At 46.5% G+C, this 12,003-nt stretch carries 9 protein-coding genes and 1 pseudogene; 3 read left to right on the top strand and 7 right to left on the bottom strand.

Going from position 1 to position 12,003, the window contains the following annotated elements; all coding sequences use genetic code 11:
* Nucleotides 1–7: 7 nt before the first annotated feature.
* The 5 genes and pseudogenes from R8806_RS04610 to R8806_RS04590 all read right to left on the bottom strand — a co-directional run.
* The gene (locus tag R8806_RS04610) at nt 8–1,141 is read right to left on the bottom strand and encodes a membrane protein (RefSeq protein ID WP_008771399.1); all 1,134 of its coding nucleotides are present in this window, start codon (nt 1,139–1,141) and stop codon (nt 8–10) included.
* A gap of 18 nt (nt 1,142–1,159) precedes the next feature.
* Nucleotides 1,160–1,915 (bottom strand): DUF5045 domain-containing protein, encoded by a 756-nt coding sequence (locus tag R8806_RS04605; protein ID WP_151411695.1) that lies wholly within the window; start codon nt 1,913–1,915, stop codon nt 1,160–1,162.
* Between the two features lie 20 nt (nt 1,916–1,935).
* Entirely contained in the window at nt 1,936–2,667 is a 732-nt protein-coding gene (locus R8806_RS04600; protein WP_151411577.1) for a hypothetical protein, read from the bottom strand.
* Nucleotides 2,664–5,189 carry a hypothetical protein gene (locus R8806_RS04595; RefSeq protein ID WP_151411571.1) on the bottom strand — a complete coding sequence of 842 codons (2,526 nt, stop codon included), beginning with the start codon at nt 5,187–5,189 and terminating at the stop codon, nt 2,664–2,666. Before R8806_RS04595 ends, R8806_RS04600 begins: the two co-directional genes overlap by 4 nt.
* Nucleotides 5,186–6,544: pseudogene (locus R8806_RS04590) on the bottom strand (TraG/VirB4 family ATPase); the annotation flags it as partial. The gene R8806_RS04595 and the pseudogene R8806_RS04590, both read right to left, overlap by 4 nt.
* A 631-nt stretch (nt 6,545–7,175) precedes the next feature.
* On the opposite strand from R8806_RS04590, the gene R8806_RS04585 reads away from it, so the two are divergent.
* The 3 genes from R8806_RS04585 to R8806_RS04575 all read left to right on the top strand — a co-directional run bounded on the left by R8806_RS04585 (nt 7,176) and on the right by R8806_RS04575 (nt 9,377).
* On the top strand, nt 7,176–7,745 hold the full coding sequence (locus R8806_RS04585; protein ID WP_100717205.1) for a hypothetical protein: 570 nt from the start codon (nt 7,176–7,178) through the stop codon (nt 7,743–7,745).
* A gap of 84 nt (nt 7,746–7,829) precedes the next feature.
* Nucleotides 7,830–8,543: a hypothetical protein gene (locus tag R8806_RS04580; RefSeq protein ID WP_100717207.1), complete on the top strand. Its 714-nt coding sequence runs from the start codon at nt 7,830–7,832 to the stop codon at nt 8,541–8,543.
* A gap of 105 nt (nt 8,544–8,648) precedes the next feature.
* Nucleotides 8,649–9,377, top strand: coding sequence for a nuclease-related domain-containing protein (locus R8806_RS04575; RefSeq protein ID WP_229782893.1), 729 nt, complete (start codon nt 8,649–8,651; stop codon nt 9,375–9,377).
* A 20-nt stretch (nt 9,378–9,397) separates the two neighbouring features.
* Here the strand turns inward: R8806_RS04575 and R8806_RS04570 are convergent, their stop codons facing one another.
* Both R8806_RS04570 and R8806_RS04565 read right to left on the bottom strand, forming a co-directional pair.
* A complete protein-coding gene (locus R8806_RS04570) occupies nt 9,398–10,951 on the bottom strand; it encodes a mobilization protein (RefSeq protein ID WP_118327637.1) in 1,554 nt (517 codons plus the stop codon).
* A 347-nt stretch (nt 10,952–11,298) separates the two neighbouring features.
* Nucleotides 11,299–11,988 (bottom strand): hypothetical protein, encoded by a 690-nt coding sequence (locus tag R8806_RS04565; RefSeq protein ID WP_100717213.1) that lies wholly within the window; start codon nt 11,986–11,988, stop codon nt 11,299–11,301.
* Between the last annotated feature and the right edge of the window lie 15 nt (nt 11,989–12,003).

Raw genomic sequence — 12,003 nt, 5'->3', positions numbered from 1 at the left:
TTTACGATTATCGCATCATAGTACCGATTGCACCGGTCGCTGTCATCTTCGCCTGTTGAGCCACACCTTCACCGAAGTTTCGGGTTGAGAATGCGGTATCGCCCTCCGGTATCATCCAGGCGGCCAAGTCCGGAACAAGGTTCAGGCATTTCAATGCCACGATACTTGCAGCCATAAGGTAGCCTGCCGAGAAAAAGGAGTTTTGCAGATAAGCAGCCATTGTCTGCTCACTTACCGTGATTGCCGTCAGGTTTTCCACCTGTATGCAAAGCACAATGTCGAACAGAAGCAGGACATAAAATCCGACGAAGTAGAGCATCGCACCATAAAAATGTACAGTCAGATACCTTGTCAGCCATTTCGCCCAAGCTCCTTCCCATTTGGGCAAGAGGCTGAAAGCCCATTGTATCGGTCCGAAAATCGTGAGCATTCCGAGCAGGATTTGCTGGCAGTAAATCGTAGCCCACCAGCCTATGCGAAACACAATTAAGGCTATGAGCATCACGATTTTATCTATTCCTACAACAATCCCGGAAGTAAGTGAAGTGAACCAAAGTTTGGCTGCATCCTTTTCCATATTGGTCACTTCGTCCACCCCGGTCTGTTCCATAGTGGCTTCTATCAGATTAGGGTCGGAAGTTCCGCTGTGTGCCACATCCGCCTGTGCTTGTAGGCTGGTGTACATCGTATCTCTTGCATAGATGAGTTGCTGCACTTCCTGAAATTTATCCTCAATCTGTGTGGCTTCCGCTTGGTACAGGTCATGAGTGTAAGAGCCGATACAGTTCGGAATATAGGATAGGAAATCCAACACGCACCAGTTGCTCCCGCTGTTTACCATACCCGTGTCTGCCGGAGGATACCACCAGCATAGGATAATTGAAATAGCCAATGGCTTGAACAACTTCATGATATCCAGCGGTTCGTTCTTGACCATCATCTTATACGCCATGCCTGCTGCCATGACGATTGCAAACAAGGCCGCGAGTGCCATACACATCTGGAGAATCCACCAAAACGGGCCTTGTGAACCTGTGAAGGTGGCATCCGTCAGGAACTCGTTGGTCTGAAAAATCACATCATCAATCTCTTCTTCAAGCAGATTGATGCCGAAATCTGAAAGTATATCTCCGCTTGCCATCTATTTTTCCATTAAATTTTATCTGTTCACACTCTCGTTCTCATTTCCGTCTTCGTTCCCGTCATCATTCTGCGACCCTCGCACTGCTGACCGGGATTCATTCCAGCGACTCATGGCATTGCTGATAATGCTTCTTTTGTCTATCGGGCGGTTCTCCGTTGCCGAAAGGAGATTCTTCGTGGCATTGCGGTTGCTCAACTGGACGAGATATTTCACCAGTACATCGTTTTGCCGGGAGACATCGGCATAGATTTGCAGATACTCTTTCTTACGCTGCGCGTTGGGCATATAGGCATCCCTTGTTGCCTTGATTGCGCATTGATAGATACGGTAATAGTCGTTCCACCGTTCTTTTTCTTTTGGCGAGCCGCCTGTCATCATTATGCGGTCAATGTTCTTCTGAAACTGCCGCATCTGTGATTCCACCTTGTCCTTTTCCGCAAGCCAGGCTAAATCCACTTGTCGGTCTGCCACATTCAAGGCTTCAATCTTGGCTCTGCTTGTGAGTGCGGAATCTATGGCTTCCGCTTCATTTACCTGCTGATAGGAAGCCACGCCTGCCGCCGTGCGGAATGTGAGTTTGTTCTTGACAGCTGCCGTTTTCTTGTACTTGTTGTGCAGCAACGTGTAATAAAGTTCCGGTTTGAGCGCACCGGCTCCGGTTTCTTCCACCGTGATTTGGTTCATCTTGGGCGAATCGTGGTTGTAGGTGACATATTGGGCGTTTGCCGCAATGGTTGCCACTAACAGCATCGTTGTAAAAATCCATTTCATAATTTCTCTATTTTTAGTTATCAATAATCCAGTTTACCTGATTGTCTCCACCGTCCGAAAGCATCGTCAATAAGTTCCCGTTTGGTCTTGGTACGATAGACTTTCTCTTTCCAATAGCCGATACGAACCTGTATGTACCGCCAGGTCTCGAAATAAGCACGGTTCAAATGCTTCTCGATATTGTCAAGAGAACAGTTGACGCTGTTCAGCACCATCAGCAAGTCCGAAGTGGAACAAGCCGCCGCACCTGTGGCGTACAGAACCAAATCGCTCACGGATTTATATAGGTATTCTCCTTCCTGGGCTATCATCCGTATGGCTCCGGCATTGATGGATAATATCAGAGTGTCTGCCAACTCTATGTGTTTCCGCTTGATGACCTTCTCATTGAAATCTTCAAGCATCGCCTTGTAGTCGGATATTCTTTCGCTGACCCCTTTGTAGGTGGAATGTACATTCAATGCCGTGCGCAGGGACTGGTACATCACGTCAATCACATCGAAAGCTCTGGTGTACTTGTCCAAATCTACATTCAGTTCCTTATAACCCACCGTTTCCTTACGGCTGTACTCATGCAACAGTTTATTGCTGTGTTCCAATGTGGAGCGAGCCAGCAAGAGGCTTCGTTGTTGCTTGTGGTCATTGATATAGGCTTCAACCGTCCCCACATCAAAACTCCATTGCGCATTTGCGGACAGGGGTGCCAGCAGCATTATCAACAATCCGAGTATATATGTCCTGCCTCTTTTCATCGCTTGCCCTCCTCAATCTTTCTGTTTCGTGCGTTTTCCATCCAACGGTCGTGACATTCCTCCACAAGGGAAAGTCTGCGCCCCTGATCATCGTCAACGGGTGGCAGAACATCTTTCAGCACGTCAATGATACTGCGCCTGTAGTGCATCATCTTTTCCAATGATACCAAGTCGGCGTAAATCTTCGTGAGCCGGGAATCCACTTCACGGGCAATCTCCAGCCGGTCGCTTGACCAAAGCAGGTGATACATATCGTTTGTTTTCGTGTCCTCCTGCGGTTCAGTACGGGCATATTCAGTCGTTATCTTGCACTTCGGATATTCTTTCGCGATTTCCGCTATGCGGTCATTGACCAGTTTTGTCTTTTCCTTGTCGCTCATATCGGGGTCAAGCGTAATCACTTCCACCACATGGGTATCGGAATACTCCGTTGTCAAGTCCCAGGAGATTTGCAGGATAGCTCTGTGTATCTTGATGCCAAGGAAGTATTTGGGCTTTCGGGCGATTTTCAGTGTCGCCTTGAATGTGATGATGCCGTTGATATTCGGGATTGTGCCTTTTCGGACATAGGTGTAGCCGTTCCAGGAACCGTTGTCCTGCCAGGTGATATTGTAAGCCGTCTTGCAGTCTTGCATGATAGCCGGTATCCGGTAATAGTCATCGGTCTGCACATCGTTGTCGCTTTGGCCTTCTTTTTTTGCCTGTGCGATTTCCTCTTGCTTCTGCTGCCAGGCGGCAAGTTCAGGTTTCAACCTGTTTATTTCCGCTTTGTTCTCATTGTATTTCTGACGGAGAGGAACGGCATCCTCCACACTGGCATTGGCAATCTGTTTGATAAGCGATTCGTTTTCCTTTTCCAATGCGGATATTTGTGACTGGAGCGCGTAAACCTTGTTGTCCGCTTCCCGCTGCATGGCATCGAGTTCAGACAAATCCAGTTCCTCGCTTTCGGCTGTAGTCTTCATCGCGCACTCCTTGGAATGGGCGTTGAGCGTACTTCCGCATTTCCGGCACTTATACTGGGTTGTTCCCTGCCCAAGTGTCGCACCGTCCGAACAGGTGACACTGATTGTTACCGTTTCGCATCCTTTCAGTTTCTCTTCATTGGTTGCCTGGTAATAGTTCCGGCTGTCGGAAGCGATATAATAGACATAGCCGTCTTCGTTGTCGTTAAACTCAGACAGATGTGCATTAAGTTGAGCCTTGAATGTGTTCAAATCCATCGAATAGGAATCGAACACGTCTTCATAGACTATTTCCTCGTTGTTCCAGCTTTTCGTGACATGGATTTCGTAGGCGTATGCCTTCTTGGTCTGTTTCTTCCCTTTTTTAATGATATAGCTGGACTGGTAATAATTGATTGTGTAACTGAAGCCGTCATTGGCATTGTTAAGCTGCTGCACCCTGTTCCTTGACCATCCGGCATAGCGTTCCGAATTGGAAAGGGCCTGCTCCTTTTGCGATGCGTTGGGATAGAAGTTCGGATCGCTTGTCTTGAAGCGGGTCCATTCACCACCTTCAAGGATGCTCTTGTCATCTGTCGGGGGATAATAGTCGCAGAGGGAGACACTGCCACGGTCACGCCTTGCGATGTACCATCGCTGGGTGTAGTAATTCCCGGCTGTTTCGTCCAGATAATCGGTAATCCACGAAGTGAGGTTGTAGTCGCTGAACTTGAACAATCCTGCCACATTTTCTTCACCACCCACGATGCCCAGTATGGTCTGTCCGGCATTGTTCTCCAGTTGCTCGAAAAGTCCGTTGTAATGCTCGTAGATGTCAATGACCTTGCTGACTTTCCCGTTCATCAGCTCGTGAAACGAGTTCTGTTGCAGCAAGGCGTTCCCGATATTGGTGATTCCCGAAGTGGCAAGACCGGCTCCCATCTGGTAAAGTTTGTTCAAATCGGCTTTCAGGTTTTCCTTGGTGAAGTTGCCCGGCACTTTGGATATGTCATCAAAGAGCCGTTGCCAGTCCACGTTGCCAATCTCGGAGAGTTTTAAGATGGAGGCGATTTCTTCATTGATTTCCAGAAAGGTGATATCGGAGAAAGACAGAGTGCTGTTGGTGACAACGCTCTCGAACTGCATACAGAGGGATTTGGTGTCATCGCACACTTTCATCAGATAACTGCACCAATGGAGTGCGGTCTGTGGAGAACGGAGCATCAGTTTGGCGACAATCCATGTCTTCGGGATAATCTTGTGCGCCACCAAGTGATAAATCCTGCGGTAGTAGTAATTTTCGGTGGCACTGCTCCAGATGCCCAAATCAGTGAGTGCCTTCCTTTCCAGGAACTTGCTGGCAAATATTCCGGCAGTGGCCACTTCCGAAGCCTTGTAGTGTTTCAGTATATTCTGCACCTGCTCGTCATAATACGCTTCTGCAACGGTTCCAGTACCGTAGGCGGCAACCATAGCGGCAACGGTTTTCGCATCGAAGTTCACGCTGTAATACTGGGCATGAACTTGTTGGGCGAAAATCGTGGCTATTGTCATTATTATGAGAGCGAATCGTTTCATTGTTGTTTTGTCTTTGGTTGATGAAGATTCAATACCTTCCCGGCAGCATTCACTTTTTGGGCAAACGGCAGGGACTTGTTTATTCCGGAAGCATCCCAGTCAGCGCAATAACGCTCGATGGCTTCCTTGTGGCTGCATTGCAGTTCAGCCTTGTAGAGTTTCAAGGCTTCTTTCTCGGCCCGTTCCGTGGTATAGGTCATGTAACACTCATGCGGTTCCTCCACACCATACACACCGCTGGTAGTGCCACGGCGGATAAAGACCTCACGAAAGAACGAACGCCCCTCTTTATTCTCCAGTCGGTTGATGGTAAAGATTTTCTTGCAGTCCACGTCTGTCAGACCGAGAATAGCCTTGATGGTATCAAAGCGTTCACGGAACTTGCTTTGGTCAAGCAGCATTACCACATCGGAGTTGTTGATGATGGCCTCCTTGACAATCTCAGACCCGATGATGTCCTGAATCTCCTGTGTGACCACGCCCACTGAAGCCCAGAACTTTCGGGCGGTCTTATACATGAATTTGATGTATTCTGCCATAAGAGGGCTGGCTATGGCTTTCCATGCCTCCTCAATGACCAGGACTTTGCGGTTCTTCTTGATACGCATCTTTTGCAGGAACACGTCCATGATGATGAGTGTCACCAAGGGGAACAGGAGCGGGTCATCTTTTATGGAATCGATTTCAAAGACAATGAAGGTCTCGTCAAACAGCGAACTGTCCATGTTCTCGTTCAGCGTCTTGTCGTGGTTGCCACCTCGATAGAAATCTTTCATCATATACCGGTAGGTGGAAATGTCTATCCCGGTTATACTGTTTTCATTGCAGATGTCGGGAATGCGTTGTACGGAGAACTCATAGAATGTGTTGAATGACAGTGATTCCACTTTCAGTTCCTTTCTCCTGCGTTCTATCTCGTCTATGACAGTTTCTATCCGTGCGTTCAGTTCCGTTTCACTTTCAGCGCGATTGCCGCTTTTGTTTCGTTCGTCAATCAAAAGGCTTTTGCGCAAATCCTCCCGTTGGGGTGGGGTGAAACCATCGAAACCGTTGAAGTAGGTATCGTAATATTCGGTGATGACCTGCTCGATCAGCCTGTCTTCCGTTTTGGTGACCGTCCCTTGGCTGCCTTTCCAAATCAGCAGCACGAGATTTTTCAGGAAGCCTGTCTTTTCCACGTTCAATTCCTGCCTGTTGATGCGGAAAGGATTCATCGTAATCGGGCATTCTTCCGTGTAGGAGATATATTTTCCACCCAAATACTCGCACAGTCCCTCGTATGAGTTACCGGTATCTACTATTACCACATCCGTCCCTTGCTCGTGAAGCTGGCGCACAACGCTGTTCATGTGGAATTCATATGAGAGGAGTTTTGTAATTGAATATCAACTATATAAAAAAATAACGGTACAAAAATCCTACTAAGAAAAAAAGGAAGTATAAAAGCCGTTTGGGGAATAGAACCGAATAAAAAAGTTTGTTTTTGGGATGAAAGATTTAACAAAAACTTAACACTTGAAGAGTATTTTTATCTTTTGAAGGTATAGGTCGGAATGAAGCAAAAATCGCAAAGGACTTGTCAAGGGATTATCTTTTACCGCTGAAAAACAGAATCTTAAACGCTTGGAGAGCCAATAGAGGTACAAAAAGAGGGAAAATGAGCCTTGAAATGCTGTTTTTTACCTATCAGTGAGAGCTTTTTATGGGAATTTCATTACCTTTGTATTTGGATTGGGGAAACCCTGTCCGAGACATAGAAATTAAGAAGCGTTATGCTTATCTTGTGAATTGGAAACGTAGGAAATTTCACAATTACACACAAGGGTGGCATAGTGGTTCTCACGCTATAGCGTGGGCTGCTATTACTACATTCGTGTGTACAGGTTTCCTACGACCTCCAATTCAGAACGTGGCATTTGCAGTTCCACGCTTCTGCGTAATTAACGGCTCAATTGGAACTAAAAGAGCCATTGGCATAAGAAGAAAATGAGAAAATTTTTAATCGCAATCACATTACTCTTTGTTGCTGTAATCAATACTATGGCACAAGAACACCTTTCCTTTAAAGGTATTCCTATTGAAGGAAGTATGACTGAATTTTGCCAAAAACTGAAAACGAAGGGCTTTACACAATTGGGGCGCGACGACAATGTGACGACGTTCACAGGCGATTTTACAGGCAGACAGGCAACAGTCGGTGTCGGTGCGACAGATGATGGGAAAAGCGTTCACTCTGTTGTCGTTATATTCGATGAAAGTAGCGAATGGAATACTCTTGTGAATACTTATGACTATTATAAAGGCTTATATATTCGTAAGTATGGTGAGCCTTCTGCTTGCCGAGAACATAATCCGAGCCGTCAGGACAGCAATATTTCTCTCATGTACGAATTAGGACAAGGAACAGTTACTTATGCAAGTGCTTGGAATGTCACTGGTGGAACTATTGAATTATCAATCGAGAAAGCTGGTTATTCTGACGGTGTTGTTATTATTCGATACCGTGATTCTCAAAATGTAGAAACCAAAATCCAAAAGGATTTGGAGGATATATAACAATAGGTGTTAAGCATACGAGCCTTGACTATTAGTTAAGGCTCACCTTGTTAACTAATAAATAAAGAATAATTATCATTGAATATGAAAAAATGGCTTATTTACGTGCTTGGTATAATCACAGGTGTTATACTCACATTTGCTTTCGCATTTTGCATTAATCTATCTAACAATTCGGGAATTATTGGACTTGAAATGTTTGAAGAACCCGGAGATTATATGGAATACTCACAATTTAGGGTGTTCCAAGTGGTAGAATCTGGGTGTGCATTAGCCCATGCCGATGACTCTTTTGGTGCAATAGTTTTTATTATACCAAATGAAAATCAACAGTTCTATGATGATCAAAAAATCGTTCTTAAAAACGATCAATGCGCTCAACATGTGGGAACTTATAAATACAACACCAAAATGGAAATAGAAAAAACAGTTCCGGCTATTAGAATAATTGACGGTGTAGAATTGCCTAAATCAAATAAAACAGTTTCAGCTAAAAATAATTCCGGAAAGACATTGTTTGACAAACCAGGAGATTGCGTAAGCCGGAAAAATTTTGAAGTGCAGGAGGTCTTGGAATCTGGTGATGCTATTGCACTGGAAATTAGAGAGACTATAGGGGGACATATATTTACTTCTGATTTAGAAGTCTTAATATTAGCTCAAGAGGGCAGCAATTTTTACAATAAACAAATAGTGAAAGCTCCTCATGGAAAATGCGCAAGACAAATTGGGAACTATAAGTATCAACCATATGAATATGGAGATACAAAAGTAATTCCTATAATTGCTTTCAAGTAAGCATTTGGGTCTTGCGATTTCATCATTCAAACATCCTGCATAGCGTTTTATTAAATTATCGAATAATCATCAATGCCACTCACGTTTATCATATTCCCTATTTGTTTGATAATAGGTGTTGTCTATCTTGTTTATGTCAAACGAAAAGAACGGCAACTTATCGAACAGGTTACGCCCATTACTCGTGGCGAATGGTCGGAACGGAGAGTGGTACTGAATTTATTGAAAGGTGGTATTAATCCTAAAGCCATATTTCATGACTTGTATATTCAAAAACCGAATGGGGAATACACGCAAGTAGATGTAGCCGTTGCGACAAAAGCGGGCATTATTGTGTTTGAAGTCAAGGATTATAGCGGTTGGATTTTTGGTAACGAACATCAGAGGTATTGGACACAGTTATTGGCGTATGGTAAGGAAAAACATCGCTTCTATAATCCTGTTATGCAAAATTCCGGACATATTCAAGCCATTAGGCAATGTTTACCGCAAAATCCCGGCATTCCAATTTATTCTGTTATCGTATTCTTCGGGAATAGTGAGTTTAAGAATGTTACTTGTAATGCAAACAATACTTTTATAATATATCCTCGCTCTATACGTCAGGTAGTAGCCGAAATTTTGATGCAACCTAATGCTAATTATGGTAACAAATACGAAATAATGGATGTATTTGCTAAGGCAGTGCAAAACGGCAATGACCCGATGATTGTTTCTTCACAAATCAATTCTGCTGCATATTATGGTCGCAATACGCCTCAATCTACATATACTATATCTCTCAACTCATTATTCCGCTTCGGTAGGTTCTCGCACAGAAGAGGATTTTGGTAGTCCATTCATCATCAGAGTTTTTACATCTTTATTCCGTTATCTTGTCCTCTCTCAATCTTCCAATCATACTTACCCTCTGCCACATCGCCCACCTCATTGAGTGTGTGGCGATGTTTGATTTCATCAAAAGGCTGCCTGTGTTCCGCATAACCACACAGCCATGTCCCCACTGCCTTTTGTTGGTCGGTGGTTTCCCCATATTCCTGCATTACGTTCTTGATGTCGGCGGCTTCGGACGGGGCGAATATTGATTTGTGCTGTTCCGTACCGAAATGGATAATCGCATCAACGGCTCGCCTGAATATCTCGCTTGCCTTATAGAGAATATCAGCAAGCAAATTCAGAATGTCCCGGCTCGATTTCAGCGCACCTTGCAGCAAACGGATTGTCTTGTCTTTTTCTTCTGTGGCTCGGATCACCGCCATACTGATGCGGTGCTGTTCCCCGGTCTTCTGCTCCTGAAGCTGCCGGACAGCCTTGTCCCTCTCCATGCCGAGTGAACGGTTCTGCGCCAAAGCCCTGTCACGCTCGGCTTCGATTTCCTGCTTCTCTGTGGCTAATGCCCTTGTCCGTTCCTCCACCTTGTTGTTTACGGCACCGGGAAACGCTTTCCTGATACGCTCGTTCTCGGCTTTCAATCTGGCATTTTCCTTTTCAATGGCTGCGTACTTGCCTTTGCCCAAAAGGTTGGCAATACCGGATTTTATGTTGTCCGTGTTCTCCCTGTCGGCTTTCCGTGCCCGTTCCTCCTTGTCGGCAATCTCGCTGTCGAGTTCTGCGCTGCGCCGTTCTTTCTCCTCGTTCCCGGCTTTTAGTTTTTCCTGCTCCGTCTTGGCTTTGTCCGCCTCACGGAGAGCCACATCCCTCTCGGCTTTGGCTGCATCCTTTTCGGCTTTGGCTCGTTCGGCTTCCTGCTTTTGCTTGGCGATGATGTAGTCCGTGCGCTCCAAATGCTTCTTGCCTGTTATCTCTTTCGAGGTGCCCCTTTCCATTTCCAGACACTCGGCTAACAGCGTCTGCATATCGCCCATGTCTTTCCCGTTCAACTTGCAGGATTTGCCCGTGTCATGGTTCATCCAGTCCCAAACGATATGGGCGTGAAGGTTTGGCTTCCATGTGGCAGCTTCACCGGGATTGACGTAATGCCCCTCGTCCCGGTGGATAAATATTTGCAGTGGTGTGATTCCCCAACGTTCCTTACACACCTCGCAGAAATGCTGCAGCTGCTTCATCGTGGTGTCTTCCTTGATTACGACAACCCCCTCCTTGATTGGCGTGCTGCCCCGTACTATGGTCACCTTTCCCGTCTTTTTGTTCACCTTTTTCCGGTCTTTTGTCTGCATCGCCCGACCTGTCTTCTCCTTGACCATTGCGGCTATCTGCCTGTTGCGTTCTTCGAGCGAGGTTTTGCCCAGTTCAGGTGCTACCCATTCCTCGTTTTTCGCCATGAGGTCAGTACGGACGTATATCTTTTCCTTGCGGATATTGGCGAGATATTCCGCAGTCCGCCTGTTATGCGGTCCGCTGCTTCTCACATTGCAGGGCTTTATGTTGATTGATGTTTTCTTTGCCATAGGTTTGCTTGTTTTTTGAGTTTCACGTGTGGGTTATTAGGGCTTCGCCTTAATCGGTGGGTGCAGGGAGAGGGTCACTTCCTGCTCCGGGTTCTTAGGGGTGGAAACCACTAAGCGGAGTTTCCAAAGAGAGGGTCACTCTTTGGTCGGGGGTGTTGGGGGCAGACAGTCCTCCGACCGGGTTCTTAGGGCAGCGCCCTGAGTGGGACGGGGCAACGCCCAGCCCCTCGGGAGAGCCCACAACTTTGGAGCGTAGCGGAGAAGTTATAGTGGGCTATACCGGGACAAGCCCGGTCACTCACGCCACGCCAACGAAGTCCCTCTTGAAATCCTGCGTTCTGAGCCGTTCAAATTCTCTTCCCTGTATTCGGGTATGTTTCGCTGCCAATCGTGCCGTCTTGCGCCTCTTTTGGGCTTTCTGTGCCGTCATCGTCGGGTGTCCTGTTTGTATCAGACAAACAAACTTCCTGCCCGTTCTCTGACGGGGTGGGAATTACAGGCGAACAGAGGGAAGGAAAAAGGGCTGTTGTGCTGTCCGTATTCCGCACCCCGCTTTGGCTGCCACCCGGTACGATAGTCTGTTCACCCACTAACGGCAAATCATCGGAAAGAGGTGTCCGCACACTGCCCGTCTCTCCTTTGGTGGTAGCCGAAGGTCTGACATAATGGGGGTTGGTCACGAGGACACCCCCGACATACCAGCCTGTAAGAAAATGCAGGGTATGAATGGAAGTGCGGTTGTTGGTTCGGGTGGTCAGCATACCAAGCCGGTTAAGGCTGTCAACGAGCTTGCCGATTGTCTTGCGGTTGCATCCCAAGTATTCCGCCAGTTCCACGTCGGAAGCCGCCACCTGTCCCACCTCCAAGACAATTTCAACACCCTTGATTTTATAGACAGTTCTTGCCCGTACCGCACCGGTCATCAGCCGATGCAGGCACTTCTGCCTGAAAGCGGAAAATTTGCCTTTCAAAAGAAAATCCCACTGCCCGGTAGAAAGAATGGTGCAGTAGTGTATGGTCTGTTTGTCCTTGCACATAGTCTATGATATTAT

The sequence above is a fragment of the Butyricimonas faecihominis genome, assembly GCF_033096445.1.
GTDB classification, from domain to species: Bacteria; Bacteroidota; Bacteroidia; order Bacteroidales; family Marinifilaceae; genus Butyricimonas; species Butyricimonas faecihominis.
This window is presented reverse-complemented; position numbering and strand designations above follow the sequence as displayed.